General features: G+C 67.4%; 28 protein-coding genes and 1 riboswitch. Of the genes, 13 read left to right on the top strand and 15 right to left on the bottom strand.

What is annotated here, in order from left to right; translation table 11 throughout:
- Window positions 1-21: 21 nt before the first annotated feature.
- From ACYQ5L_RS22970 to gcvP, 7 genes are all read left to right on the top strand, one after another.
- Complete coding sequence (locus ACYQ5L_RS22970) at window positions 22-639, top strand: CDP-alcohol phosphatidyltransferase family protein (protein WP_379194368.1); 618 nt, start codon at window positions 22-24, stop codon at window positions 637-639.
- A gap of 60 nt (window positions 640-699) precedes the next feature.
- Window positions 700-1,098 carry a glycine cleavage system protein GcvH gene (gcvH, locus tag ACYQ5L_RS22965; RefSeq protein WP_459960053.1) on the top strand — a complete coding sequence of 133 codons (399 nt, stop codon included), beginning with the start codon at window positions 700-702 and terminating at the stop codon, window positions 1,096-1,098.
- Between the two features lie 185 nt (window positions 1,099-1,283).
- Window positions 1,284-1,754, top strand: a complete 471-nt coding sequence (gene odhI, locus ACYQ5L_RS22960) for an oxoglutarate dehydrogenase inhibitor Odhl (protein WP_379194364.1) — start codon at window positions 1,284-1,286, stop codon at window positions 1,752-1,754.
- Between the two features lie 44 nt (window positions 1,755-1,798).
- Window positions 1,799-2,557, top strand: coding sequence for a transcriptional regulator FtsR (ftsR, locus tag ACYQ5L_RS22955; protein ID WP_379194362.1), 759 nt, complete (start codon window positions 1,799-1,801; stop codon window positions 2,555-2,557).
- 161 nt (window positions 2,558-2,718) lie between these two features.
- Window positions 2,719-3,192: a bifunctional nuclease family protein gene (locus ACYQ5L_RS22950; RefSeq protein WP_459960050.1), complete on the top strand. Its 474-nt coding sequence runs from the start codon at window positions 2,719-2,721 to the stop codon at window positions 3,190-3,192.
- Window positions 3,193-3,406: 214 nt separating this feature from the next.
- The gene (locus ACYQ5L_RS22945) at window positions 3,407-3,973 is read left to right on the top strand and encodes a MerR family transcriptional regulator (protein WP_379194359.1); all 567 of its coding nucleotides are present in this window, start codon (window positions 3,407-3,409) and stop codon (window positions 3,971-3,973) included.
- 105 nt (window positions 3,974-4,078) lie between these two features.
- A riboswitch (glycine riboswitch) is annotated at window positions 4,079-4,174 on the top strand.
- A gap of 165 nt (window positions 4,175-4,339) precedes the next feature.
- Window positions 4,340-7,177 carry an aminomethyl-transferring glycine dehydrogenase gene (gcvP, locus tag ACYQ5L_RS22940; RefSeq protein WP_459960048.1) on the top strand — a complete coding sequence of 946 codons (2,838 nt, stop codon included), beginning with the start codon at window positions 4,340-4,342 and terminating at the stop codon, window positions 7,175-7,177.
- Window positions 7,178-7,274: 97 nt separating this feature from the next.
- Here the strand turns inward: gcvP and ACYQ5L_RS22935 are convergent, their stop codons facing one another.
- The 7 genes from ACYQ5L_RS22935 to ACYQ5L_RS22905 form a co-directional block, all read right to left on the bottom strand.
- Window positions 7,275-7,691 carry a DUF7144 family membrane protein gene (locus ACYQ5L_RS22935; protein WP_459960046.1) on the bottom strand — a complete coding sequence of 139 codons (417 nt, stop codon included), beginning with the start codon at window positions 7,689-7,691 and terminating at the stop codon, window positions 7,275-7,277.
- Between the two features lie 69 nt (window positions 7,692-7,760).
- On the bottom strand, window positions 7,761-9,374 hold the full coding sequence (locus tag ACYQ5L_RS22930; protein WP_459960045.1) for a VWA domain-containing protein: 1,614 nt from the start codon (window positions 9,372-9,374) through the stop codon (window positions 7,761-7,763).
- Window positions 9,375-9,559: 185 nt separating this feature from the next.
- Entirely contained in the window at window positions 9,560-9,826 is a 267-nt protein-coding gene (locus ACYQ5L_RS22925) for a WhiB family transcriptional regulator (RefSeq protein WP_459960043.1), read from the bottom strand.
- Window positions 9,827-9,867: 41 nt separating this feature from the next.
- On the bottom strand, window positions 9,868-10,407 hold the full coding sequence (locus ACYQ5L_RS22920; RefSeq protein ID WP_459960041.1) for an HNH endonuclease: 540 nt from the start codon (window positions 10,405-10,407) through the stop codon (window positions 9,868-9,870).
- Window positions 10,408-11,003: 596 nt separating this feature from the next.
- Complete coding sequence (locus ACYQ5L_RS22915; RefSeq protein ID WP_459960039.1) at window positions 11,004-11,231, bottom strand: hypothetical protein; 228 nt, start codon at window positions 11,229-11,231, stop codon at window positions 11,004-11,006.
- A gap of 82 nt (window positions 11,232-11,313) precedes the next feature.
- On the bottom strand, window positions 11,314-11,517 hold the full coding sequence (locus ACYQ5L_RS22910; protein WP_459960037.1) for a hypothetical protein: 204 nt from the start codon (window positions 11,515-11,517) through the stop codon (window positions 11,314-11,316).
- A gap of 135 nt (window positions 11,518-11,652) precedes the next feature.
- Window positions 11,653-13,842 (bottom strand): malate synthase G, encoded by a 2,190-nt coding sequence (locus ACYQ5L_RS22905; RefSeq protein ID WP_459960035.1) that lies wholly within the window; start codon window positions 13,840-13,842, stop codon window positions 11,653-11,655.
- Between the two features lie 195 nt (window positions 13,843-14,037).
- Between ACYQ5L_RS22905 and ACYQ5L_RS22900 the strand changes: the two genes are divergently transcribed.
- The 4 genes from ACYQ5L_RS22900 to ACYQ5L_RS22885 all read left to right on the top strand — a co-directional run bounded on the left by ACYQ5L_RS22900 (window position 14,038) and on the right by ACYQ5L_RS22885 (window position 17,350).
- On the top strand, window positions 14,038-14,784 hold the full coding sequence (locus tag ACYQ5L_RS22900; protein ID WP_459960033.1) for an SDR family NAD(P)-dependent oxidoreductase: 747 nt from the start codon (window positions 14,038-14,040) through the stop codon (window positions 14,782-14,784).
- Window positions 14,781-15,416 carry a TetR/AcrR family transcriptional regulator gene (locus ACYQ5L_RS22895; RefSeq protein ID WP_459960031.1) on the top strand — a complete coding sequence of 212 codons (636 nt, stop codon included), beginning with the start codon at window positions 14,781-14,783 and terminating at the stop codon, window positions 15,414-15,416. Before ACYQ5L_RS22900 ends, ACYQ5L_RS22895 begins: the two co-directional genes overlap by 4 nt.
- A gap of 10 nt (window positions 15,417-15,426) precedes the next feature.
- Window positions 15,427-16,716: an acyl-CoA dehydrogenase family protein gene (locus ACYQ5L_RS22890; RefSeq protein ID WP_459960030.1), complete on the top strand. Its 1,290-nt coding sequence runs from the start codon at window positions 15,427-15,429 to the stop codon at window positions 16,714-16,716.
- 94 nt (window positions 16,717-16,810) lie between these two features.
- Entirely contained in the window at window positions 16,811-17,350 is a 540-nt protein-coding gene (locus tag ACYQ5L_RS22885; protein WP_459960028.1) for a DM13 domain-containing protein, read from the top strand.
- Window positions 17,351-17,419: 69 nt separating this feature from the next.
- On the opposite strand, the gene ACYQ5L_RS22880 is transcribed toward ACYQ5L_RS22885, so the two are convergent.
- Window positions 17,420-18,385 (bottom strand): GlxA family transcriptional regulator, encoded by a 966-nt coding sequence (locus ACYQ5L_RS22880; RefSeq protein ID WP_459960027.1) that lies wholly within the window; start codon window positions 18,383-18,385, stop codon window positions 17,420-17,422.
- A gap of 85 nt (window positions 18,386-18,470) precedes the next feature.
- Here ACYQ5L_RS22880 and ACYQ5L_RS22875 point away from each other — a divergent pair, with 85 nt between their 5' ends.
- Window positions 18,471-19,106 (top strand): HD domain-containing protein, encoded by a 636-nt coding sequence (locus tag ACYQ5L_RS22875; protein WP_459960026.1) that lies wholly within the window; start codon window positions 18,471-18,473, stop codon window positions 19,104-19,106.
- Between the two features lie 23 nt (window positions 19,107-19,129).
- Here ACYQ5L_RS22875 and ACYQ5L_RS22870 read toward each other — a convergent pair whose 3' ends face one another.
- Window positions 19,130-19,579 (bottom strand): MarR family winged helix-turn-helix transcriptional regulator, encoded by a 450-nt coding sequence (locus ACYQ5L_RS22870; protein ID WP_459960025.1) that lies wholly within the window; start codon window positions 19,577-19,579, stop codon window positions 19,130-19,132.
- Between the two features lie 93 nt (window positions 19,580-19,672).
- Between ACYQ5L_RS22870 and ACYQ5L_RS22865 the strand changes: the two genes are divergently transcribed.
- Window positions 19,673-20,458, top strand: coding sequence for a hypothetical protein (locus ACYQ5L_RS22865; RefSeq protein ID WP_459960023.1), 786 nt, complete (start codon window positions 19,673-19,675; stop codon window positions 20,456-20,458).
- Between the two features lie 100 nt (window positions 20,459-20,558).
- Here ACYQ5L_RS22865 and ACYQ5L_RS22860 read toward each other — a convergent pair whose 3' ends face one another.
- From ACYQ5L_RS22860 to ACYQ5L_RS22835, 6 genes are all read right to left on the bottom strand, one after another.
- Entirely contained in the window at window positions 20,559-21,320 is a 762-nt protein-coding gene (locus ACYQ5L_RS22860; protein WP_459960021.1) for a PaaI family thioesterase, read from the bottom strand.
- A gap of 120 nt (window positions 21,321-21,440) precedes the next feature.
- On the bottom strand, window positions 21,441-21,983 hold the full coding sequence (locus ACYQ5L_RS22855; RefSeq protein WP_459960019.1) for a GNAT family N-acetyltransferase: 543 nt from the start codon (window positions 21,981-21,983) through the stop codon (window positions 21,441-21,443).
- A gap of 26 nt (window positions 21,984-22,009) precedes the next feature.
- Window positions 22,010-22,273 carry a hypothetical protein gene (locus ACYQ5L_RS22850; RefSeq protein ID WP_459960016.1) on the bottom strand — a complete coding sequence of 88 codons (264 nt, stop codon included), beginning with the start codon at window positions 22,271-22,273 and terminating at the stop codon, window positions 22,010-22,012.
- A gap of 33 nt (window positions 22,274-22,306) precedes the next feature.
- Window positions 22,307-22,933, bottom strand: a complete 627-nt coding sequence (locus ACYQ5L_RS22845; RefSeq protein ID WP_459960014.1) for a DUF305 domain-containing protein — start codon at window positions 22,931-22,933, stop codon at window positions 22,307-22,309.
- Entirely contained in the window at window positions 22,930-24,507 is a 1,578-nt protein-coding gene (locus ACYQ5L_RS22840) for an LVIVD repeat-containing protein (RefSeq protein ID WP_459960013.1), read from the bottom strand. The genes ACYQ5L_RS22845 and ACYQ5L_RS22840 overlap by 4 nt, the downstream gene beginning before the upstream one ends.
- Window positions 24,508-24,735: 228 nt before the next feature.
- Window positions 24,736-24,984, bottom strand: a complete 249-nt coding sequence (locus ACYQ5L_RS22835) for a hypothetical protein (protein WP_379194332.1) — start codon at window positions 24,982-24,984, stop codon at window positions 24,736-24,738.

Here is a 24,984-nt window from a genome sequence, read left to right as displayed (position 1 = left end):
ACAGCGTGGTAAGACCGGGGGGTGACAACCGAGCGGAACGCCGAACCGGTGTACAGCGACCGCATCTTCACCGTGCCCAACGTCCTGTCCGTGCTGCGGCTCATCGGCGTCCCCGTCTTCCTGTGGCTGCTGCTGGTCGAGCGGGCCGACGGCTGGGCCTTCGCCCTGCTGGTCGTCAGCGGTGTCACCGACTTCCTCGACGGCAAGCTCGCGCGCCTGCTCGATCAGTCTTCCAAACTCGGCGCGATTCTGGACCCCCTGGTGGACCGGCTCTATCTGCTGGCGACCCTGGGCGGCTTCCTGATTCGCGGCATCCTGCCCTGGTGGGTGGTACTCATACTGGTCGGTCGAGATCTGATCTTGACGCTGCTGCTGCCCGTCTACAAGCGCCGCGACCTGCCGCCCCCCGAGGTCATCTACCTGGGCAAGGCCGCCACCTTCGCGCTCATGTCCGCCCTGCCCTGGCTGCTGGCCGGTCAGATGGATTGGGCCGCCGCAGGTTTCGGCAGGGCCTTCGGCGGTGCATTCTTGATCTGGGGCACCGCGGTGTACGTCTGGACCGGCATCCTCTACGCCGGTAAGGCCGTCGCCGTGGCCCGAGCGATACCGCCCGTGCCGCACGAAGATCAGCATGGATAGGGTGTGGCACACGGATCGACGACGATCCCGGAAGGACCGCCCATTGAAAGGACACCATCTGTGACCGACCTACCCCAGGACCTGCGCTACTCCGAAGAGCACGAATGGGTTCGCACCGTGGCGCCGACCCGGGTGCGAGTGGGCATCACCGACTACGCCCAGTCACAGCTCGGTGACGTCGTCTTCGTGCAGTTGCCCGAGGTCGACAAGAAGGCCGACACCGGCGAGAGCATCGCCGAAGTGGAGTCCACCAAGAGCGTCTCGGACATCTACGCCCCGCTGGCCGGGAAAGTTGTTGCGGTGAACGATCTTCTGGCCGGCGCGCCGGAGACCCTCAACACCGATCCCTACGGCGACGGCTGGCTGTTCGAGCTCGAGGTCGAGTCGGCCGAAGCGCTCGACGCGGCCCTCGGCGGTCTGCTGGATGCCGCAGGTTATCAAGGAGTTATCGGAGGCTGAAGGAGCCTTCACAGTTCTACCTGCACAGGTACGACCTGGCAGGGTACGGTCAATGCCAACAGATGTGCCGGCAGCCGGTGCCCGGGACTTTCGGGACCTATCCGACAGCTTGAAGGGCCGGTGGCCGTGACGCTGAAGGCATCAACTGCTTGCATGGATTATTCGGTTCGAGGAGGAGAGCAAGGGTGAGCGAGAACAAAGACCCGGGTTACCAGGAGACGGCAGCAGAGACCACTTCGGTGTTCCGTGCCGATTTCCTGAACGAGGTCGACACGTCGCGCACCGAGCAGACCGGCGAGCAGCCGGTGCAAGGGGTCGAGGGTCTCCCTGCGGGCGCGGCTCTGCTGGTCGTCAAGCGCGGCCCGAATGCCGGTTCGCGGTTCCTGCTGGATCAGCCCACCACCTCCGCGGGGCGTCACCCCGACAGCGACATCTTTCTCGACGATGTCACCGTCAGCCGCCGGCACGCGGAGTTCCGCCAGGACGACGACACCTTCCAGGTCGTCGACGTGGGCAGCTTGAACGGCACCTATGTGAACCGGGAGCCGGTGGATTCCTCGGAGCTGCAGAACGGCGACGAGGTGCAGATCGGCAAGTTCCGTCTCGTGTTCCTGACCGGGCCTCGTCCGCAGACCAGCGACGCGGGCACGCTATAGGACCACCTGGAATGACTGGCGCAGCGCAGTGGACACGCGGGGGCATGTCGATCGGCTCCGTGTTGGATCTGCTGCGTCCGGATTTCCCGGACATCACCATCTCCAAGATCCGGTTCCTCGAATCCGAGGGACTGATCAGCCCGGAGCGCACGCCTTCGGGTTACCGCAGGTTCCACATCGCCGATGTGGAGCGCCTGCGGTTCGTGCTGACGGCGCAGCGGGATCAGTACCTGCCGCTGAAGGTGATCAAGGAACAGCTCGAAGCGATCGACAGTGGGGCGGCGACGCTCGGGGTGCGGGAACGCGAAGCCCGCGCCCGGGCGGGCGTCGAAGCGGTTGGGGAAGCCATGTCCGCCAATGGGGGGAGCCGCCTGCGGCGGCTCGGCGTCGTGCCCGGTGAGGTGTCGCCCGAGGAACTCCGGTTCGATCACGAGATCCGGATTCCGCGGGCGGACCTGCTGGAGCAGGCGGGAATCGACGAGAAGTTCCTGACCGAGCTCATCCGGGCCAATCTCATCACCCCCGGCGCCGCCGGGTATTTCGATTCGGATGCGGTGACCTTGGCCCGCACCGCGAAGGCTTTGAGCGAATTCGGTTTGGAAGCAAGGCATCTGCGCGCGTTCAAACTCGCCGCGGACCGTGAGGCCGCGATGGTGGCGCAAATCGCCGCGCCCATCGCCAAGAGTCGTGACGCCGACGCCCGCGCCCGCGCCGAGGAGACCGTGCGCGAGTTGGCGGCGCTGTCGCTGACCCTGCACACCTGCCTGGTGAAGACCTCGGTGCGTGCTTCACTCGGGGGCTGAAATCTTCGCCTAGACTCGGTGATACGGCAGGCTCCGCGGTGTCAGTGCTGGGCAGCCGGCGAGTTTATGGGAGGCAGTGCCATGAGTGAGCGAAGCGAGCGAATGATCAAACACAGCGCGCCTTCGCGCATGGGCGGGGCGAGCGCTAGCGAGGCACGGCCATGAGCGAAATGCGTGTGATCGGCATCCGTGTCGAACAGCCACAGAACCAGCCCGTGCTGTTGCTCCGCGAGGTGTCCGGCGACAGGTACCTACCGATCTGGATCGGCCAGGCCGAGGCGACCGCGATCGTGCTCGAACAGGAGGGCGTCACGCCCATCCGGCCGCTCACCCACGATCTGATCAAGATCCTCATCAAGGAGCTCGGGCACACCTTGAAAGAGGTGCGGATCGTGGATCTGCAGGAGGGCACCTTCTACGCCGATCTGGTCTTCGAGAACGATCTCCGGGTCTCCGCGCGCCCGTCCGATTCCGTCGCCATCGCCCTGCGGGTGGGGTGTCCGATCCACGCCGAGGAAGCGGTGCTCGAGGAAGCCGGACTGGTCATGCCGGACGAGCGCGAGGACGAGGTCGAAAAGTTCAAGGAGTTTCTCGAGTCGGTATCGCCGGACGACTTCAAGGCGACCGACAGCTGATGCCGCGCCGTCGTTGCAAAATCGTGTCTCGACCTGAGGTTTAGGTATAGAAACACGCGGTCCGTCAGGCTTGGTGGTACCCGATACTCCCGAGACAATCAGGAGAGTAGCCTCGACAGTTAGGCCAACGCTCCAGCGTCGATGCAGTAAGTATCCGGGACAGAGCAGTGTCCAGGACACGAGCCCTGATAGGCCAGCAGTAAGGGAGTAGTCAGTGGGAGATCAACCGCACTCGCAGGATGTGGTGCAGCCTGGGCTGTTCCCCGATGACACGGTGCCGGACGACCTCGTCGGCTACCGGGTGCCCAGCGCCTGCCAGGTGGCCGGGATCACCTATCGTCAGCTCGATTACTGGGCCCGCACCGGGCTGGTGGTTCCGTCCATTCGCAGCGCGACCGGATCGGGCAGCCAGCGGCTGTACTCCTTCAAGGACATCCTGGTTCTCAAGATCGTCAAGCGGCTGCTCGACGCCGGTATCTCGCTGCAGAACATCCGCATCGCCGTGGATCATCTGCGCAGCCGGGGCGTCGAGGATCTGGCCGGGATCACGCTCTTCTCCGACGGGGCCACCGTCTACGAATGCTCCTCGCCGGAAGAGGTCGTCGATTTACTGCAGGGCGGACAGGGCGTCTTCGGCATTGCCGTCAGCGGCGCCATGCGCGAGCTCACCGGGGCCATCGCCAATTTCCCGGCCGAGCGCGCCGAATCCGGCAGCACCTCCGATCGGCCCGAGGACGAACTGGCCTTCCGCCGCAAGGCCCGTATGAGCAAGACCGGTTAGGACCGGGCCGATGACGCGCGCTGCCACCGGCAGCGCGCGTTTGTTGTGTGAAACCGGCCCAGGCAACACGCCTGTAACTTGGCGCGAATTAGACTGGCGTTGCGTCGCAGCCGTGCGGGAGAGTCCCGGGTCGCCACCCGGGCGCCGAAGGAGCAGCACCTCCCCGTCAATCTCTCAGGCACAAGGGACCGTGCGGAGTTTCGGCGCCTCTGGAAAGCGGTGGTCGCGAGCCACCCGCCCATGGTGAAAGGGTCACCGGCGCTTGCGCTGTCGATGGCCTGAATCTCTCAGGCGCCCAGGACAGAGGGGGAGGGCAGACGACCGGTCGGCCGTGAGGCCGACTTCCCGCCCACCCTTGGAGCTGCCGTGCAGACCCGTTCCTTCGCCGACCGCCACATCGGGCCCGATCAGGGCGAACTCGACCGCATCTTGCAGGTCGTCGGCACCGAATCGCTGGACGATCTCGCCGCGAAGGCGGTGCCCGCGAGCATCCTCGACGCCGTCGCGAGCAATGGCCTGGACGCGCTGCCGCCGGCCGTGAGCGAGCACGAGGCCCTCGCCGAACTGGCGGCGCTGGCGAACTCGAATACGGTGGCCACCACCATGATCGGGCTCGGCTACTACGACACCCTGACCCCGCCGGTGCTGGTGCGCAATCTCATCGAGAACCCGGCCTGGTACACCGCCTATACGCCGTACCAGCCGGAGATCAGCCAGGGCCGGCTGGAGGCGCTGCTCAACTTCCAGACCATGGTCTCGGATCTGACCGGCATGGATGTCGCCAATGCGTCCATGCTGGACGAGGCCACCGCGGCGGCCGAGGCGATGACCCTGCTGCAGCGGGCCAATCGCAAGTCCAAGTCGCAACGGCTGCTCATCGACGCCGACCTTTTCCCGCAGACGCGGACCATCCTGTTCACCCGCGCCGAGCCGCTGGGGATCGAGATCGTCGAGGCGGAGCTGTCCGGCGGGGTGCTGCCCGAGGGCGAGTTCTTCGGTGTGATCGTGCAGCAGCCGGGCGCCTCCGGGCGGATCGTGGACTGGACCGCGCTCATCGCGGCCGCCCACGAGCGCGGGGCGCTGGTGGCTGTGGGCGCGGATCTGCTTGCCATGACGCTGATTACGCCGCCCGGCGAGCAGGGCGCGGACGCCTGCTTCGGCACCTCGCAGCGCTTCGGCGTGCCGCTCGGGTTCGGCGGGCCGCATGCCGGATATCTCGCGGTGCGCTCGGAGCACGCGCGGCAGCTGCCGGGCCGCCTGGTCGGCGTATCCGTGGACGCGGACGGCGATGTGGCCTACCGGCTCGCGCTGCAGACGCGCGAACAGCACATCCGCCGGGAGAAGGCGACCTCCAATATCTGCACCGCGCAGGTGCTGCTGGCCATCGTGGCCGCCATGTACGCCTCCTACCACGGGGCCGACGGGCTCAAGCAGATCGCGCGGCGCGTGCACGGGCACGCGCAGTGGCTGGCCGCCGGGCTCGGCGACGCGGTCGTGCACCAGAGCTTCTTCGACACCGTGCTGGTGCACGTGCCCGGCGGCGCGGAAGCCATTGTGGCCAAGGCCAAGGGGAGCGGCATCAACCTGCGCCTGGTCGACGCCGACCATGTCGGCATCGCCTGCGACGAGGCGACCACCGACGCGCACGTGGTGGCCGTGCTCGACTGCTTCGGCGCGGAGGTCCCGGTGGGGTCGGAAGGCGCGCTGTTCCACGGTAAGCCGCGCCCGCACATCGAGGTCCGCACCTCGGAATTCCTGACCCACCCGGCGTTCACCCGCTACCGCACCGAGACCGCCATGCTGCGCTACCTGCGTTCGCTCTCGGACAAGGACATCGCGCTGGACCGCAGCATGATTCCGCTCGGCTCCTGCACCATGAAGCTCAATGCCGCCGCGGAGATGGAATCCATCACCTGGCCCGGCTTCAACCGCATCCACCCGTACGCGCCGGTCGAGGACGCGCCGGGCCTGATCAAGCTGATCGAGGACCTGGAGGGCTGGCTGACCGCCGTCACCGGCTACGACCGAGTCTCCTTGCAGCCCAATGCCGGCAGTCAGGGCGAGTACGCCGGCCTGCTGGCCATCCGCCGCTACCACCTCGATCGCGGTGACACCCACCGCGATACCTGCCTCATCCCGTCCAGCGCCCACGGCACCAATGCCGCCTCGGCCGCCATGGTCGGCATGCGCGTGGAGGTGGTGAAGACCCGCGAGAACGGCGATGTCGACCTCGACGACCTGCGCGCCAAGATCGCCGACCACGCCGATCGGCTGGCCTGCATCATGATCACCTACCCGTCCACGCACGGCGTGTACGAGCACGAGGTCGCCGAACTCTGCGCCATGGTGCACGACGCCGGCGGCCAGGTCTACGTGGACGGCGCCAACTTGAACGCCCTTGTCGGCCTTGCCCGTCCGGGCCGTTTCGGCGGCGACGTCAGCCACCTGAACCTGCACAAGACCTTCTGCATCCCGCACGGCGGCGGCGGTCCGGGCGTCGGCCCGGTCGCGGTCCGCGAGCACCTGGCCGAGTACCTGCCGGGCGACCCGCTGGAGTCCGGTTCGCACGCGGTCTCCGCGGCCAAGTACGGCTCGGCCTCCATCCTGCCGATCACCTGGTCCTACATCCGCATGATGGGCGCCGACGGCCTGCGCAAGGCCACCCTGACCGCCATCGCCTCCGCGAATTACATTGCCCGCCGCCTGAATCCGCACTTCCCGGTCCTCTACACCGGCGACAACGGCATGGTCGCCCACGAGTGCATCCTGGACCTGCGCGAAATCACCAAGCGCACCGGCGTCACCGTCGACGACGTCGCAAAGCGCCTGGCCGACTACGGCTTCCACGCCCCCACCATGAGCTTCCCGGTCGCCGGCACCCTCATGGTGGAGCCCACCGAAAGCGAAAACCTCGAAGAGATCGACGCTTTCATCGACGCCATGATCGCCATCAAGGCCGAGATCGACCAGGTCGAAGCAGGCGTCTGGCCCGTCGAGGACAACCCGTTGCGCGGCGCACCGCACACGGCGGCCTGCCTGGTAGGCGACTGGAACCACCCCTACACCCGCGAAACCGCCGTCTACCCCATGGGCCTGAAGAACCCCCGCCCCAAGGTCTGGCCCTCGGTCCGCCGCATCGACGGCGCCTACGGCGACCGCAACCTGGTCTGCTCCTGCCCGCCCCTGGACGCCTACGGCGAGTAGGTCCACGGCTCGGTGGCAGCCACGGTAGCTGAAATACGGAGCGCCCCATCGGTTTCCGGAACCGGTGGGGCGCTTCGCCGTGGGGCGGACGAGTCCGCTAGACCTTGGAGTCGGTGTGCCAGGTGGAGACGGCCCAGATGACGACCACGCACAGGGCGATGATCAGGATGGACCAGGCGGGGTAGTAGGGGATCCAGAGGAAGTTCTCGACGATGGCGAGGGCGGCCAGGATGATGGCGGCTACCTTGCCCCAGGTGGTGCCGGCCAGGAGGCCGATGGCGGCGATGATGATGATCGCGCCGATGATGATGTGGATCCAGCCCCAGGTGGTGGTGTTGAACTTGTAGACGTAGTCGTCGGTGACCACCAGCAGGTTGTCGGAGCCGACGGCGGAGATTCCCTGGAGGATGTCGAGTACGCCGATGATGAGCAGCAGGACGGCTGCCGCTATCGATGTTCCGGCCGCAAATCCCTGTTTGACCGAAGATTCTTCGGTACCTGAACTGTGTGCCATGCGGTGAATATGCCACGAGGTTGCTAGCGGATGGTTACATCGTGACCGTCGTGTTGCAAACGGGGCGGGTCAGGGGGTGGTCAGGGCCTTCGACACCGCAGTTCCGTAGGCAAGGTCATTGGAGGATGTGACCTTGGTGTAGGTGCCGCCTGTTCGCTGGGTGAGGGTTTGCAGGGTTTGGGTGCCGTTGCCGCTGATCACGATGACATCGATGCGGATCGGTTTGGCCGGATTGGCCAGGGCGGCGAGATCGGTGAGGAGCTGTTCGCCGGTAATGGTCGAGTCGTCCTGGGGGCCGTCGGTGATCAGCAGGATCGAATTGGTGCGGCCGGTGGTGTAGTTCTCCAGGGCGGAGCGGTAGGCGGCCTCCAGGGTCGGATATGTCCGATCCGGCGCGATGGCGGAGGCCGAGACGGCGCCGAGGGCCTGGGTGACGGCGGTGCGCTGCTGATCGGTGAGCGCCGCGGTGGGGGCGGCGATGCGATACGGGTTGGAGCCGTCGGTGGTCTTGGCGTAGGTCCACACGCCCAGGCCGAACTCCGGCGGCATGACCGTCATCGTGGACTGCAGCGCCGCAAGGGAATTCGCCAGGCGGGTCATCGAGCCCTCCGCCGTGGACATCGACGACGAGGTGTCGAGCAGCACGGTGGCGTGCACGCCGAGCACCGGTTCGGCGAGGACCTGCTGCACCCGGGTCAGCACGGCCTTGGCGGGGACGGCCGAGGTGGCCGGGGGAGCGGCGCCGAAACCATTGTCGGTGAACAGCTTCGACTGCTCCGGGGCGCGCAGGTAGTCGATGAAGAGGCCGGCGACCAGGTTCTGGGTCTGGTTCACCCAGTTGCCGACGATCTCCGCGGCCGGGTAGTCGTCCACCGGGCCGTTGCCGACGGGGCGGTAGGCGGTCAGGCCCGGGCGGGTGCGGATCTGCTGTTCGGTGGCCGCGACCGCGTGCAGCGGGGCGGCCGGATCGAGCGCCGCCGCCAGCTCGGTGAGCGCGGTCGTGGCGTCCGCGGCCGCGGGCGCGGTGGCCGCGAGCTGGGAGACGGCCGAGATGACCTGGCCCGAGCGGGCGGCGGTCTCATCGAGCGGATCGGTGCCGGAGACGCCCGAGCCGACCGCCGCGGCCACGGCCAGGGACGCGTCCCCGGCCGGCATGGCCAGGCGCAGCGGGCCCCATGCGGGGAGACCGAGGTCGGTCAGTGAACCTTGTTGCAGCCGTGGCAGATCCGCCCACTTGGTCTGAGCGGTCTCCATGGCGCGGCGCACTTCGTCGGGCACGGCCAGCGCGATCGGGCTGACGGCAATGGGCTGCGGCGTGCCCGCGATGAGCCCCGGCACCCGCATGAGTTCCACCGAGCGCATGGACTCGGGAATCCACAGACCGGGCTGCGGGCCCAGCGCCGGATCCCACGGCGCGTTCGCCACGGCCCCCGCGAAGGCCGTCACCATGGCGGCCGAGGGCTGCGGGTTCACCGCGACCAGCGCGCAATGGTCGCGCACATGCGGCTTGGTCGCATTGAAGCGCTCGGCCGCGGCCTTGACCGGTTCGGCAATGGTGGGATCGACCGTGACATTCAGCGTCACCGTGCCCTCCACGCACGCCGCGGCGGCCGCGCTGTCGCGATCCTTGGAACGTTCCTGCAACCAGGCCCAGCCGACGACGGCCAGAGCTAGCACGATCACCGCTACCACTGCGACGACTGGTCCCTTGCTGACACCTCGTGACCTGCTCGCGGCGCGATGAGTACCCACGATCTTCAGTGTATGTTCACGCGAAATTAGCTGCCTGACCCGGGCGGTTACGCGCAATCCGACCGGCATGAAATCGGCGGCCGTCCCGGGTGGAACGGCCGCCGATCATGCTCCGCTCAGTCGCGGATCATCTTGCCGCGGTCGTACTCGTGCCCGCCCCACACACCGGACTGGCCGGTGCGCGACGCGAACTCACCGCACTCGCGGCGGATGGGGCAGCCGGCGCAGATGCTTCGCGCGTAGTCGAAGTCCTGCGACGGGTACGGGAACCACGCCTCGTGGTTGGGGTCACCCTTGCACGCGGCATGCGCCCAGTAGTCCTTCGAATCGGAGATGGGGAGCAGATCCGCCAGGTTCAGCTCCCGAACTTCAGTTGTAGTCATCGGATCTCGCTCCTTTCACGTCCGATCACCTTGTTTTCCACTCAGCTGGCAGCCAGGTCCTTCCAGATCTGGCGCTGCCTTCTCTCCATGTCATTGGGGGCCTTCGGCTCCCACAGCAGCCGCATCCCGGCCTCCTCCGGAGTCCGGTCGGCCTTGTAGGTGTTGCACGGCCCGCACGCGGCGATCAGGTTGGACCAGGTATTCGGCCCACCCCGCGACCGCGGCCGAATGTGGTCCACCGTGCGCGCCCACCCGGCGCAGTACCCGCACCGGTACCGATCACGCCTGAGCACGGCCGGCAGCGTGGCGCGGCTCTCGTCGTGCACCAGCACCCGGTGCTCGAGATACACGTACCGCGTCAGCCGGATGGTCTCCGGCAGCGCGATCTCCACATGCTTCGAGCGAATCGGGAAGTACGGCTCCCGATCGACCACGGTCTCGGCCGCGCCGCTCAGCAGCAGCACCACAGCGCGTTCGGCGTGGATCTCGTGCAGCGCCTCGAACGAGGCATTGAGCACGAGCACGCCGCTGTGTATCCAGTTGTCGATGGTTATTTCCGGGTCGGCATGACGGAACAGCATGGGAGTCACCATGTTTCGTGAAAGGGAATCGAACAGAAAGGAGAGTCGGAATGCGCTAGACGAGCGCCTGGAGACGGCTGGTGCCCCGGCCGCCGCGCTCATCGCGCTTCATATCGCCCGTAAGTCGGGCCTGCGATCCCATCAACACCGAATGTTGCTCTGGAAACACCGGATTCATGCCGTCTCCTCCTCTCTGCCGCTAGTGGCCCCGTAGGCCGGTTGATCATTCTCGAAACTGATGGTGACACAACGGCCCAGCCGTTGTCGCTGACTTTTTCGCCCCGCCGGGACCGGCCGTTAACAGCAGCAAGCCCCCTCGCCGTACACACACAACGAGGGGGCTCGCCCCTTTGTTCCGGGAGAGACCCGGATTACAGGTCTCAGAGTGGCATCGGCCCCGAGGACCCACTGGACGCCCACGACCACGCCGCATTGACGCGAGCCAGGACCAGGTTGACGACATCGAGGACGGTAGAACCCATCGACTTACCTCACATTCGGGCGGATATCGCAGCGCAGCGTATCCGCGATAGGGAGGGCGTGGAACGTCTTGGCGCAAATGAGAATCGCTGTGACCGCACAGCCGATCGGTCGATCTAGAGGTCGTACCGGGCGCGAAGGCCGTTCTTTACTCGTTCGAGAGTCTCCGCGGGGATCATTCCTTCGAGCTTGGTGAAGTTCGACAGGGGATAGCCGACGAGATCGTAGACGGCGACGATCCTGGAAGTGCCGGGGATCGGGATGGACAGTAGGAGACGTTTGGAGGGAACCTCGCGTGCTTCGTGAACCGTCGCAGTCTGAATGAGTCCGCCTTGGTGGATCATCGCCGGAGTGTCCAGAACGACGACCGTTCGAGCTCGCCCGAGAGGGCCGGTTACCGTCCAGATTTCGCCTTGCCGCCCCGGCTCACTCATCGCTCTGCCACGCGAGCATCTCGGCCTCGGCAAGGCGTTCCTCATCGATGGGCTGCTGGATGATCATGGCCATTTCCTCGGCGACCATCTGTTGCCGAACGGCGCGGGCCACGTAGTCGCTCTGCTTGCCCTGCGGGAGGGTCTTGAGGTGATCGGAGATCTCGTCCGGAAGGCTTAGTGTCACGCGTACGGTCATGCGTACGAGTGTATGACGATGTTGCATCAGTCTGTAGGTGTTTGCTGACGCGAGCGCGTTCGTTCGCGGGTCATGCGGCGAGTCCCCGGCCGACTGCAGTCGACCGGGGACTCGGTATTGCTCAGCCTGCGCGGGTTACGCGCCGAACTTGGCGTTGTACTCCTTCGCCTCGCGGCGGCGGCGGTGCAGGATGGGCTCGGTGTAGCCGTTGGGCTGCTTGGTGCCCTCGAGGACGAGTTCCTTGGCGGCCTGGAAGGCGATGGAACCCGCGAAGTCGGGGGACATGGCGCGGTAGCTCGGGTCGGCGGCGTTCTGGCGGTCGACGACCGGGGCCATGCGCTCCAGGGAGGCGATGACGTCGGCTTCGGAGACGATGCCGTGGCGCAGCCAGTTGGCCATCAGCTGGGAGGAGATGCGCAGGGTGGCGCGGTCCTCCATGAGGCCGATGTCCTTGATGTCGGGGACCTTGGAGCAGCCGACGCCCTGGTCGATCCAGCGGACCACATAGCCGAGGATGCCCTGGGAGTTGTTGTCCAGCTCCTGCTGGATCTCCTCCGCGGACCAGTCGGTCTTGGGGGCCAGCGGGATCTCGAGGATCTCGTCGACGGTGGCGCGGGGGCCGCCCTTGGCGATCTCGGCCTGCCGCTTGAACACGTCCACCAGGTGGTAGTGGGTGGCGTGCAGGGTGGCGGCGGTGGGCGAGGGGACCCAGGCGGTGTTGGCGCCGGACTTGGGGTGGCCGATCTTCTGGACCAGCATCTCGGCCATCAGGTCGGGCATGGCCCACATGCCCTTGCCGATCTGCGCCTTGCCGGGCAGGCCGGTGGCGATGCCGGTGTCGACATTCCAGTCCTCGTAGGACTTGATCCACTGCTGGGCCTTCATCTCGGCCTTGCGGACCATGGGCCCGGCCTCCATGGAGGTGTGGATCTCGTCGCCGGTGCGGTCCAGGAAGCCGGTATTGATGAAGACCACGCGGTCCTTGGCGGCGTGGATGGACGCCTTCAGGTTGACGGTGGTGCGGCGCTCCTCGTCCATGATGCCGACCTTGAGGGTGTTGGCGGGCAGGCCCACCACCTCCTCGATGCGGCCGAACAGCTCATTGGTGAAGGCGACCTCGTCCGGGCCGTGCATCTTCGGCTTCACGATGTAGATGGAGCCGGTGCGGGTGTTCTTCAGCTTGGTGTCGCCGACCAGCGCGTGCTTGGCGGCCAGCACCGTGATGAGGCCGTCCATGATGCCCTCGGGCACCTCGTTGCCGTCGGAGTCCAGGATGGCGTCGGAGGTCATGAGGTGACCCACGTTTCGCACGAACAGCAGCGAACGACCGTGCAGCACGAGCTCACTGCCGTCGAGCGCGGTGTACACGCGATCCGGGTTCATGGTGCGGGTGAAGGTCTTGCCGCCCTTGGAAACCTCTTCGGCCAGTTCGCCCTTCATCAGGCCCAGCCAGTTGTGGTAGCAGAGAACCTTGTCCTCGGCGTCCACCGCGGCGACCGAATCCTCGAAGTCCATGATGGTGGTGACCGCGGACTCCAGCACGACGTCCTTGACGCCGGCGGTGTCGGTGGAGCCGATCGGGGAGGACGGATCGATCTGGATCTCGATGTGCAGCCCGTTGTGCTTCAGCAGCACCGAGGTCGGGTTGGCCGGATCACCCAGGTAACCCACGAGCGCATCGGAATCGGCGAGGCCGATATCGGTGCCGTCCTCGAGCCCGACCACGAGCTCGCCGTCCTCGATGGAGTACTTGGTCGAGCCGATGTGCGAGCCGGTGATCAGCGGCACGGCGTCGTCGAGGAAGTTGCGGGCCCACTCGATGACCTTGTCACCGCGAACCTTGTTGTAGCCGGAGCCCTTCTCCGCGCCGTTCTCCTCGGAGATGGCGTCGGTGCCGTACAGCGCGTCGTACAGCGAACCCCAGCGCGCGTTCGCCGCATTGATGGCGAAGCGGGCGTTCATGACCGGCACGACCAGCTGCGGTCCGGCCTGGGTGGCGATTTCGGCGTCCACGTTCTCGGTACCGATCTGGAAATCGGCCGGTTCGGGACGCAGGTAGCCGATCTCGGTGAGGAACTGCTTGTAGGCAGCCTTGTCGTAGCCCGTGCCGGGGTTGGCGCGGTGCCACTCGTCGATCTTGGCTTGGATGTCGTCGCGTTCTGCCAGCAGAGCACGGTTGCGGGGAGCGAGGTCGTTGATGACGGCCTCGGCACCCGACCAGAACGCGGCGGAGTCTACGCCGGTGCCGGGAAGAGCCTCGTTCTCCACGAACTCGTGAAGAACGCGCGCGACCTGCAGCCCGCCGACCTGAATCCGCTCTGTCATCTACTGCCTCGTTTCGAGATAGCCGGGTGGAAAAAAGTACGCCCGTCATGTTACTCGCGGGTCAACACGGGTCGTGCGCGGCACCGCTGTTCGGGGGTGGTTCCCGGGTACCCGCCAGGTCTTGATTGTATCGCCCGGTACATTTAATGTACTCAGCGGAACATTTCCTCGAGTAGACGCGCAAAGGTGCCGTTAATGGGAAAAACGTTGTCCGGCAGGGTTGTTGTGGTCACCGGCGGCAGTCGCGGGCTGGGGCGGGAAATGGTGCTGGCCTTCGCCGATGCCGGCGCCGACGTGGTCATCGCCAGCCGCAAGATCGAGGCGTGTGAGGCATTGGCCACCGAGGTGCGCGACAAGACCGGGCAGCGGGCGCTGGCGGCGCAGTGCAATGTCGGGGACTGGGCGCAGTGCGGCCACCTCGTCGAGGCCGCCTACGGGGAGTTCGGGCGGGTCGACGTGCTGGTCAACAATGCCGGGATGTCCCTGCTGTATCCGAGCCTGGAGGAGGTCTCGGAGGCCATGTTCGACAAGGTGATCGCCACCAATCTCAAGGGCACCTTCCGGCTGTCGGCGCTCATCGGGGCGCGCATGGCGGCGGCCGGCGGCGGCTCGATCATCAATATCTCCTCGGTGGAGGCGGTCCAGCCCGAACCCATGGCCGTGCCGTACGCGGCGGCCAAGGCGGCGGTGGAATCGCTGACCGTCGGCCTGGCGCGCACCTATGGACCGGCCGTGCGGGTCAACACCATTCGGTGCGGGCCCTTCGATACCGATATCGCCAAGTCGTGGCCGCCGGAGGTGCGCGAGTTCATGGCCGGGCACACGGTGCTCGGCCGCATCGGGGCTCCGGGCGATATCGTCGGGGCCGCACTGTTCCTGGCCTCGGAGGCCTCGGCGTTCTGCACCGGATCGACGCTGGCGATCGACGGCGGATTCCAATGACCGCCGAGACCCCGGTGCGGCGGCGCGGGCGGCCGCCCGCCTCGGAGGTGAATTCGGGACAGACCCGCGAGCGGATCGTGCGCGCAGCCATGGAATTGTTCGCGGAGAAGGGATTCCACGCCACCAGCGTCGCCGAGATCGGCGACCGGGCCGGGATCCAGCGCGGCGCGCTGTATTACCACATCGGATCCAAGGAGGAGCTGCTCTTCCAGATCCGGCGCAACTACACCCAGATCATGTTCGACGCGGCCGCGGTGATCGCGGACAGCGGCGATGAGCCGCTGGTCAAGCTGCGCAACCTGATTCGCAGCCACATCGTGCTGATCATCGAGCACCGGTACGAGGTGACCATCGCCCTGCGCGACGCCGGGGCGCTGACCGCCGAACGCGAGGCCGACCTGCAGGAGCTGCGAGAAGGCATTCAGCGTTGCTGGAACAGGGTTTTCGACGAAGGGCATGCGGCCGGGGCGCTGCGGACCAATGACCATGTCGTCACCAACAGCGTGGTGGCCATGCTGAACATGGTCAGCCGCTGGTATCGCCCGGACGGCGGCCGCACGCCCGACGAGATCGCCGACGTCCTCACCTCCACCATTCTCGACGGTGTCGCGGCACCGGTCGCAAACAAATGAAAGGCTGACCATGGCTTGGGATTTCGACACCGATCCGGAATACCAGCGGAAGCTGGACTGGGTCGCGGAGTTCGTGCGGACCGAGGTGGAGCCCCTCGATCTGCTCTACCCGGAACCCTACGACCGCAAGAACCCGGAGATCCGGGCGCTGATGAAACCATTGCAGGAGAAGGTGAAAGAGCAGGGCCTGTGGGCCTGCCACCTCGGCCCCGAACTCGGCGGCCCCGGCTACGGCCAGCTGAAACTGGCGCTGCTCAACGAGGTCATCGGCACCTCCAAGTGGGCGCCGCTGGTCTTCGGCTGTCAGGCGCCGGATTCCGGCAATGCCGAAATCCTCGCCCACTTCGGCACGCCCGAGCAGAAGGCGAAATACCTGCAGCCCTTGCTCGATGGCGAGATCGGCTCCTGCTACGTCATGACCGAGCCGACCGGAGGCTCGGATCCGACGGCGTTCCGGACGCGTGCCGTCCGCGACGGCGACGAATGGGTCATCAACGGCGAGAAGTGGTTCAACTCCGCCGCGGCCTTCGCCAGCTTCCACATCGTCATGGTGGTCACCGATCCCGACGCCGAACCGCACCGGCGGCTGTCCATGTTCATCGTCCCCGCCGACGCCCCCGGACTGGAGATCGTGAAGAACTTCACCGTCCCCGGTTTCAGTGAGCACGAAGGACATCTGCGCTTCACCGATGTGCGCGTCCCCGCCGACGCGCTGCTGGGCGCCGAGGGCCTCGGCTTCATCGTGGCCCAGACCCGCCTGGGCGGCGGCCGCGTGCACCACGCCATGCGCACGGTCGCCATGGTGCGCAAGGCCTTCGACATGATGTGCGAGCGCGCGGTGTCGCGCCCCATGCGCAAGGGCGTCCTCGGCGGTCTCCAGCTGACCCAGGAGAAGATCGCCGAGTCCTGGATCGAGATGGAGCAGTTCCGCCTGCTGGTGCTGCGCACCGCCTGGCGCATCGACAAGGAGCAGGACTACCGCAAGGTCCGCCACGACATCGCCGCCATCAAGGTCGCCATGCCCAAGGTCATGCACGATATCGCCCAGCGGGCCATGCACCTGCACGGCGCGATCGGCGTGAGCACCGATCTGCCCTTCGTGGACATGATGAACTACGCCCAGGTCATGGCCATCGCGGACGGGCCCACCGAGGTCCACAAGATCACTCTCGCCAAGAAGGTCCTCGAGACCTACGCGCCCGGCGACCCGGTCTACCCCAGCGGCTACCGCCCGGCCCTGCGCGAGCGGGCCCGCGAACTGGTTGCGCAGCGCCTGGAACACACCGTCGGCAATCTCTGACGAATCCCTGACGAGCGGCGATTCCGCCTATCGGACCGCGTCCCGAGCGCGTTGAATCGACCTGACAGGTCGAGACGACACGTGGAGGCAGGACATGGTTTCGGTAGGCAGAATCGCACGCTCTCGCATCACCTGGGTGGTGGCAGGTGTGGCCGTCATCGCCCTGGCCGTCGGTTTGTACCTGTTCCAGCCGTGGCGCCTGTTCACCAGCACCACGGTCGAAGAGGCCGCGCCGACCATCAGCGCCCCGGTGACCCCGGGCGCGGCCCCGGTTCCGGAGACCCGCACCCTCTACACCGGCACCTTCATCTCCCACGAGCACGCCACCTCGGGCACCGTCGCCGTCCTCCAGCTCGGTGACGGCAGCCGCGTCCTGCGGCTCGAGAACCTCGACACCAGCGACGGCCCCGACCTGCACGTCTGGCTCGCCGACGCCCCGGTCATCCCCGGCGTCGACGGCTGGCGCGTCTTCGACGACGGCGAGCACCTGGGACTCGGAAACCTCAAGGGCAACAAGGGCAGCCAGAACTACGACATCCCCGCCGAGGCCGACTTGGCCAAGCTGACCAGCGTCACCATCTGGTGCGACCGCTTCAACGTCTCCTTCGGCGCCGCCGAACTGCGTTCCGCCTGAGTGAAACACCGCCGACCGGGAACTGGTGGCGTGGCTCTCTCGGCCGATGCCGCCACCGGTTCCCGGTGATCACACGTCCAGCTGCAGGGTGGTGCGGAAGCGGGCGCGATAGGCCGAGGGGGTGATGCCCAAGTGGCGGAGGAAGGCTCGGCGGAGGGATTCGTCGCTGCCGAGGCCGGAGCGGCGGGCGGCTCGAGTGACGGATTCGCCTGATTCCAGGAGGGTCTGCGCGGCTTCCACGCGCACCGACTCCACGAAGGCGGCGGGGGTTGTGCCCAGGTGTTCGCGGAACAGGCGGGTGAGGTGGCGCACGCTCAGGGCGGAGCGGGATGCCATGGCGGACAGGGAATGATCGGCCGCCGGGTCGGCGACGACCTCGTCGAGCAGCGACCGCAGCGGATCGTGCGGTGGCCGCGGGAGCCGCGAGGCGGCCGAAAACTGGGATTGGCCGCCCGGGCGCTGAAGGAAGACGACCAGGTCGCGGGCCACCTCCCGGGCCAGGTCCGCGCCCGCGTCGGCTTCGACCAGCGCGAGAGTGAGATCGATGCCCGCGCTGACACCCGCCGAGGTGAGCACCGAACCGTCCCGCACGTAGATGGAATCCGGTTCGACGGTGATCCTGGGATAGGCGCGCGCGAGGGTGGCGGTGTGCCGCCAGTGGGTGGTGGCGCGGCGGCCGTCGAGCAGGCCGGTGGCGGCCAGGGCGAAAGCGCCGGTGCAGACCGAGGTCATGCGGGTCGCGGTGCCCGCGAGAGCGGTGATGGCGTCGACGAGTTCGCCCGGTGCGGGTGCGGCGGGAAGCCTGGGAGAGCCCGGGACGACCACCGTGTGCACGTCGCCGATCTCGGCGAACGAAGCGGTCGCGCCGAGCGTCGCGCCCGCCGAGGTGCTCACCGCTCGTCCCGTGGGCGAGCAGACGGTCACGTCGTAGTCGGCGCCCAATTCGATCGCGGTGCTCAGTACTTCGAGCGGAGCCGCGACATCGAGCAGGCGGACTCCGTCGTAGGCCAGGACGGCGATCCTTCGATGGGTCACCGGACCGAGGGTAATGGCCAGATCTGTGGGATACCCGGCCGGATGGACATGGTGGGGACCCGGCGGTGACGGCGATGCTCGGTGCATGACACGCATCGCCGATATCGACATCCCCGACACCCGTCTGACCCGCGAAGCCACCGAGCTGGTGCGAGAAGCCGCTACGCCCTTGGTCTTCGACCATTCCCGCCGCGTCTTCCTCTTCGGCGCGCTGCAAGGACGCCGCCGCGGCCTGGACTTCGATCCCGAACTGCTCTACGTCGGCGCCATGTTCCACGACCTGGGCCTGACGGAGAAGTACCGCACGGCCGATCAGCGCTTCGAGATCGACGGCGCCGACGAGGCGCGCAGATTCCTGCTGTCCCACGGCCTCGCCGGCACCGCCGCCGACACCGTGTGGACCGCCATCGCCTTGCACACGACACCCGACATCCCTGCCCGCATGGCCCCCGAGATCGCCTTGGTGACCGCGGGCGTCGAATACGACGTCCTCGGAATCGGATTCGACGACCTCTCCGCCGAGGTCCGCGCGGCCGTCGTCGCGGCCCACCCCCGCCCGGACTTCAAGCGCCGCATCCTGGCGGCCTTCACCGACGGCATCGCCCACCGTCCCGCCACCACCTTCGGCAATGTGAAAGCCGATGTGCTGGAGCGCTTCTCGCCCGGCTACGTGCGACCCAACTTCGTGGACGTCATCGAGGGGTCCGCTTGGCCGGAGTGAATGCCTTGCCCGAGTGAATCCGGCTAGTCGTCCAGCGCGGCATCGAATCCCCGCTCGACCCGGTTCAGGAAATCGCTGATCACGGTGAGTTCCTGAACCGTGTAGCCGTCGAGCGATCGTCGCCAGCCGCCGACCAGCGGGCCGAAGATCGGGGCGATATCCCCGCGGGCCCGATCGAGCGCGAGATGCACCAGCACCCGGCGCCGATCGTGCTCGTCGCGGACCCGCGTCACGAATCCCGCCTTTTCCAGACGATCGATGAGCGCGGTCATGGACGCGGTGGTCATGCCGATGAGCTTGGCCAGCTCGCTCGAGGTGCGCGGACCGTATTGCAACAGCTGCAGGCACTGCATATCGGTCGCATTGATCCCCAGCCGCGCGGCCGCGGTCTGGTTCATGCGCAGCCCGCGTTCGACGGTGCGCCCGATCCCGGCCAGCACGGCATCGACCAAAGCGCCCTTCTCCGTTGACATCCCACTAACCTCTCGGCATTCTGATTACTAGGTTTTCTAGTTATCTGGTGAACCTGGCCTCTAGATTATCTAGCCGAAGGATGGCGGTCAGCCATGTTCCGAAAACTCCTGCCACTTCTCCTCCTCACCAGCCTTGCGGCGACGCCCTTCGCGCCGCCCGCTACCGCGAGTCCGGCCGCCGCCTACGAGGGCCGCTGGAACTACGACTATCCCGACAGCGCGACGAAGATCAATATGGCGGCGCTGAGTCTCGCCGCGGGCGCCGAAGGCCCGCAGATCGGCGATATCGTCTTCACCGCAACCGATTCCGAGCATGTCACCGGCCGCACCGACGTGGGCTGCACCTGGCAGTTCCGGGTCACCGGCGACGCCCTGACACTCGATCCACCCGGCCAGACCTGCCGCAACCCGGTCCTCGGCGCCTTCTACACCATGCGCGAATGGACTGTGCGCGTCGACGGCGACCGGGAGACCGAATCCCTCACCGCCACCAGCCATCACGCCGACCGCGACTACGAATTCACCCTCGCCCACGGCGCCCGCACCCGCGTCCCCGAATTCGATCCGGCCGCCGCCGCGCAGTTCGAAGGCGTGTGGCATTACGGCTCCCCGCCCGCGAAAGCCGGTGCGACCGTGACCCTCACCGGAAACTACGCCAACCGCCTCACCGCGGTCACCGACGGCTGCCACTGGACCCTGCTGGCCCGCGGCAACACCGCCAAGCTCGACCCGCCCGCGCAAACCTGCACCCGGGGCGATTCCACTGTGACACTGCGCTTCTGGACCATCGCCACGCAGGGCGACCAGCAGATGACCCTGATGACCGGCACGGACTCCGCCGGAGACTTCACCGTCACCGGCAACCTGACGCGCCGCTGACAATCCGAAACATCACCGACCGGGAACTGGTGGCGGGGGCTACTCGGCCGATGCCGCCATCAGTTCCCGGTGATCGCTCGTCCAGGTGCGGCGGAGGCGATCAGGCAGGCTTCGGCTCGATCCAGAGGGCTTCGGCGAGGGCGCACAGGTCGCCGTCGGCGGTCGAGAGGGCTACGCCGACAGTGTGTTTGCGGCCGTCGCGGGCGATCGACCAGGCGTGGGAGATGTATTCGGCTCCGGCCGGGACCGGGCGGAGCTGGGTGGCGGTCAAGGCGGCCGTGAAAGCGCCCTGGCCCATATCGGATTGGACCCAGGCGGCGATGCCGCCGGGGCAGTCGAGGGCGGCCCACACCACCTCGGGTGGTAGTTCACCGCTGGCGTCGGCGAGGTTCGGATCGGGAGTCCAGGCGGCGGCGATCAGGACGTGATCGGGTGTGGACCAGGGGAACAGGCGCAGCCCGCGGCCGGGCGGACAGGCGATACCGCAGCCGTAGCAGTCGGTGACCTGCCGTTGGGGGGAGGTGAGGGCGGTTTCGGTCGCGGTTTTCGCCACCGCCCAGGACGGCGCCGGGGGCGGGGTGATGGCGAGGGCCGACGGGCTCGCCTCCACCAGGACGCTGCCGTCCGGCGCGGTCAGAGCGGCGCGGTCGTCGCCGGATTCGATGAGGTGTACCGGCCTGCCGACGTGGAGCGCACGGCGAAAATCCACGCGCACGGTGTCGGCCGGACTGCGGGCGGCGAGCAGTCCGGCCACATAGCCGCCGAAAGCGATATCCGGGTAGCCGTGAATGTGGTCCGGAATGGTGAGCTGCTGCGACTCGGTCATGCGATGGGCCTCGGTCATGCGATGGGCCTCGGTCATGCGTGGATCAACCTCTCCCGGCCACGGTGGCACGTCGAAAAAGCACGGCGGCACGTCGAACAAGATTGACGATACCGAGCGGCTCGGAGCGGGTGCGAGCGGGTTTCGGGCGGCCGGCGCTCAGCACATCTCGCGAATGGCGAAGTCGGCGACGGGCCGGAATCCCAAGCGCTGGTAGAGCGCATTGCTGGTCGGATTGGCCAGGTCGGCGAACAGCACGACCTCCTGCGCGTCCAGTTCCCGGGCGCGCTGGACGATCGCCGCGGTGACCGCGCCGCCGTATCCGTGTCCGCGCCGGGCGGGCGGTGTGTAGACCGGAGCGATACGGGCGACGCCGTGGAACGGCAGCCAGCAGCAGGCGACCGCCGCCGGGCCGTCGTCCTCCCAGAGGACGGCCGTGCCGAGCTCGATACGGGTCGCGGCGGACCGGTGCTGATCGGCGGGCGGGCCGCCGGTCTCGGCCTGGAATGCGGTGAACCACTGGGCGATCAGGTCGGTGTCGGCGACCCCGGCTTGCCGTGCCGCACCGGGCGGGGGCGGCGCGGGGGCGATGAGCTCGCCCAGGCGGTAGAGGCGCATGCCGGTGGCGGCCTTGGTGTTTCGCCCGTGGGCGTCCGTCCACGCGCCGGTGAACAGGTGCGCGGTCGCCGCTTCGGCGTTCACCTCGCCGATCTCGTGACCGCCCTCGGTCAGCAGCCGGACCAGCTCGCTGGCCGCGGGCTCCCGGACTCCGTAGAGCCCGAGGGGCCAGGGCGGGTGTGAATGAATACGGCGGTGACGGTGCGGGTTTCATCGGTCCACCAGCCGAACAGCGTCGCATCGTAGCTCGCGCGCCCGGCCCTGAGATTGGCGACGACCGAGAGCGGGATGGTGTGGCGGATCGGATCGGACGCCAAGTATGCGCTCGCGGCGCGATCGAATGCGGCCGGGTCCTTTGTCAGGGTCCACGACATGGTTCCTCCCAGGGTGATCGAACCAATGTCAGGCTACGACAAGGGTTGCGCGCCGCGTTCGGCGAGCAGGAGGGTCATCAGCCCGGCTTCCTGGGACTGGGAGGTGATCATTGCGCGGGCGGTTTCCTTGACCGGGCCGGCGGTGATCAGCTCGTCGGCGGCTTTGGCCATCGTTACACCGCCCGCGTGGTGGCGCAGCATGAGCTGGAGGAATACGGTTTCGGCATCCGCGCCGCGAGCGGCGGAGAGCACGTCGAGCTCGGCGAGGGTGGCCATGCCGGGCATGACCGCCGAAGCACCGTGGGCCGCATGGCTCTCGCCGTGCATCCAGGACATGGGGTTCGGATTGGTGGGAGAGGCGTTGGCCAGGCGCAACCAGCCGGTGAGCGTGCCGATCTCGGCGCGCTGGGTATCGGCGATCTGGGTGGCGAGGCGGCGGATGCCCGCATCGGCCGCCGGGTCCAGGCGTTGCACCATGAACAGGGCCTGCTGGTGGTGCAGCGACATGTCCTGGATGAAGCCGATCTCGGTGGGCGTCAGAACCGGTGGCGCGGAACGGTTCTCGGGGACGAGCAGGGGCCGCAGCAGGAATCCCGCGCCGAGGGCGAGCAGGGTGACGGCGGCCAGGGCGGCGGCGCGGGTCCAGCGGGCGGCCGTCACGAGCCCACCACGGACCGCTGATCGGCCGGCGGGGTGTAGACCTCGTCGGACAGTTGCAGCACCATGAAACCGTTGTCGTTGCAGCTGGTCCACAGCTGGTTGCCGTGCCATTCCGGGGCCGAGAAGCACCAGTCGGTGGACAGGTCGCCGAAGGCGATCATGCCGCTGCGCGCCGAAAGCGCCTGGGCCGGATCGAATTTGCCCTCCAGAATGGCGCGCGCGACCGCGGGGAACCCCATACCGGGCACGCCGATGATAGAGGCCAGGGCGTGCGGGGAATTCCAGAGTTCGAGATTGCGGCCGGTGCGGGCGGGCGGATTGAAGTAGGCGACCTCGCGAATGGCGGCGGGGTCGCGCACGTCGAAGACGCGAATACCGGATTCCTGCCAGGCGCAGGCCAGGGCGGTGGGATTGTCCGGGCGGTCCGCGGCGCAGTAGTGTGCGTCGTAGGAGAAGATCGAGCCGCCCATGGCCGAGGCGAGCGCCGCGTCCTGGTTCTCGACGAGGTTGATCTCCAGCTTGATCTTGGCAGTCACCCGCGGATTGCCGTCCTCGGAGACATCGACGAGCTTCACCCCGCCCGCGCCGCCCTCATCCGCGGTGAACAGGTACGGCCGCCCGGCATAGGTGACCGGAATACTGTGCTGGGTCGCCCAGCCGTCGGTCCAGAACACCCGGCCCAGGTGCGGCACTTGCGGATTCGGATCCCGACGCTGCACCGCGCTGATATCGAGCACGGTGAATCCGCCCAGCGCGGACAGATACATCCGGTTGCCGTCCGGGCTGATCCCGAACCCGTGCGCCTCGATCCCGGTGAGCCCCTGCCAGATCACGTGCGGATTCGCCGGATCGGTGAGATCGACCGCGCTCACGAAGCCCGGTGCGATACCGGAGGCCCAATAGGTCCGCCCATCCGGGGAGAATCCGCCCTCATGGGTCGTGATCGGCAGCGGCATGAGCAGATTCGATCCGGGCCCCGGATTCAGCAGCCGCGGATGCGCGCAATCGGAGATGTCGTAGACCGACAGGTACCCGGCGCCCTCGCCGATCGGAACGCCGGTGCCCACCAGCAGCTTTCGCTCGGCATTGACCTTCAGCGATTCCCACGTCCCCGCCAGCATGGCCGGCTCGGTCAGCGTCGCCGTCAGCACCGGATTCGCCGGATCGGAGACATCGAGCACCTGCACACCCTGCGCGGGCCCGAGCAGATTCCCGGGGAACAGCGACCCGGTGTAGGAGCAGTGCTCGAAGCTGGCGGAGGTGATCCCCGCGCCCTTGCCTACATACCCGCCGACGAAGGACAGATTGCACCGATACCCCTGTGTACTGCGCCCGCTATTGCGGTCGGCGGCCGGAACATCGCCTTGCAGACCGGTTTCCGGCAGCGCGTCCGCCCCGCACTCCGCCCGCGGCACCGCCGTGCGGCCGACGTCGAAGAACTGCTGCACGTCCTCGGCGAACTCGGATCGGAAATCCGCCGCCGCCCCGCCCATCGGCAGCATGGCCGCCGCCAGCAGCGCACTGATCGCCACGATCCCCGGCTTCGACCGCCGCGCATTCGCGAACCGCCACATTGCGGCACCCCCGTTTCCACGAGCCACTACATCCGTGACCGGCGGCACAGCACGGTGCGCACTGTGTCCCCGGCGACGTCTGGGACAGTAACCGAAAAACTGACCGCTCGGTAGGGTTGGTGGGGATCTCGTCCGAATCCGGCAATGCCGCCGTGCCTGCGAGCACCTTCCGGGACCGGGCCACGGCGCGCCGACGCCTTCCGCTGAGCCACGCGGGTCGGCCGGGTGCTACTGCGCGTCGACGGCGAGCATGCCGAACCGGCTGACCTGCGCGTGGAATGCGCCGTCGGCGCTGGTGATCACGACCTCGGTCGGGTTGGTCAGGGCGATGCAGCAGTAGTTGTCGCGATCCTGCTGCACGCTGATGGAGAGCAGGCGCCGCTTGTTGAGCACCTGCCACTCCTCCATGCATTCGTAGAGCCCGCGCATGGACGGATTCTCGAAGTAGACCAGGTTGTGCTTATTGGTTTCCGACAT

The sequence above is a fragment of the Nocardia sp. IFM 10818 genome (genome assembly GCF_054655275.1).
The sequence above is the reverse complement of the archived record's forward strand: the minus strand, read 5'-3'. Positions and strand labels throughout refer to the sequence as shown.

Coding starts and splice junctions, on each gene's coding strand:
- ACYQ5L_RS22835 (WP_379194332.1), bottom strand. CDS start 24,984: ATGTCGGAAACCAATAAGCACAACCTGGTCTACTTCGAGAATCCGTCC.
- ACYQ5L_RS22950 (WP_459960050.1), top strand. CDS start 2,719: ATGAGCGAAATGCGTGTGATCGGCATCCGTGTCGAACAGCCACAGAAC.
- ACYQ5L_RS22900 (WP_459960033.1), top strand. CDS start 14,038: ATGGGAAAAACGTTGTCCGGCAGGGTTGTTGTGGTCACCGGCGGCAGT.
- ACYQ5L_RS22890 (WP_459960030.1), top strand. CDS start 15,427: ATGGCTTGGGATTTCGACACCGATCCGGAATACCAGCGGAAGCTGGAC.
- ACYQ5L_RS22920 (WP_459960041.1), bottom strand. CDS start 10,407: ATGCTGTTCCGTCATGCCGACCCGGAAATAACCATCGACAACTGGATA.
- ACYQ5L_RS22875 (WP_459960026.1), top strand. CDS start 18,471: ATGACACGCATCGCCGATATCGACATCCCCGACACCCGTCTGACCCGC.
- ACYQ5L_RS22905 (WP_459960035.1), bottom strand. CDS start 13,842: ATGACAGAGCGGATTCAGGTCGGCGGGCTGCAGGTCGCGCGCGTTCTT.
- ACYQ5L_RS22925 (WP_459960043.1), bottom strand. CDS start 9,826: ATGACTACAACTGAAGTTCGGGAGCTGAACCTGGCGGATCTGCTCCCC.
- ftsR (WP_379194362.1), top strand. CDS start 1,799: ATGTCGATCGGCTCCGTGTTGGATCTGCTGCGTCCGGATTTCCCGGAC.
- ACYQ5L_RS22865 (WP_459960023.1), top strand. CDS start 19,673: ATGTTCCGAAAACTCCTGCCACTTCTCCTCCTCACCAGCCTTGCGGCG.
- ACYQ5L_RS22910 (WP_459960037.1), bottom strand. CDS start 11,517: ATGACCGTACGCGTGACACTAAGCCTTCCGGACGAGATCTCCGATCAC.
- ACYQ5L_RS22915 (WP_459960039.1), bottom strand. CDS start 11,231: ATGATCCACCAAGGCGGACTCATTCAGACTGCGACGGTTCACGAAGCA.
- ACYQ5L_RS22870 (WP_459960025.1), bottom strand. CDS start 19,579: ATGTCAACGGAGAAGGGCGCTTTGGTCGATGCCGTGCTGGCCGGGATC.
- ACYQ5L_RS22840 (WP_459960013.1), bottom strand. CDS start 24,507: ATGTGGCGGTTCGCGAATGCGCGGCGGTCGAAGCCGGGGATCGTGGCG.
- ACYQ5L_RS22895 (WP_459960031.1), top strand. CDS start 14,781: ATGACCGCCGAGACCCCGGTGCGGCGGCGCGGGCGGCCGCCCGCCTCG.
- ACYQ5L_RS22885 (WP_459960028.1), top strand. CDS start 16,811: ATGGTTTCGGTAGGCAGAATCGCACGCTCTCGCATCACCTGGGTGGTG.
- ACYQ5L_RS22860 (WP_459960021.1), bottom strand. CDS start 21,320: ATGACCGAGGCCCATCGCATGACCGAGGCCCATCGCATGACCGAGTCG.
- ACYQ5L_RS22850 (WP_459960016.1), bottom strand. CDS start 22,273: ATGTCGTGGACCCTGACAAAGGACCCGGCCGCATTCGATCGCGCCGCG.
- ACYQ5L_RS22935 (WP_459960046.1), bottom strand. CDS start 7,691: ATGGCACACAGTTCAGGTACCGAAGAATCTTCGGTCAAACAGGGATTT.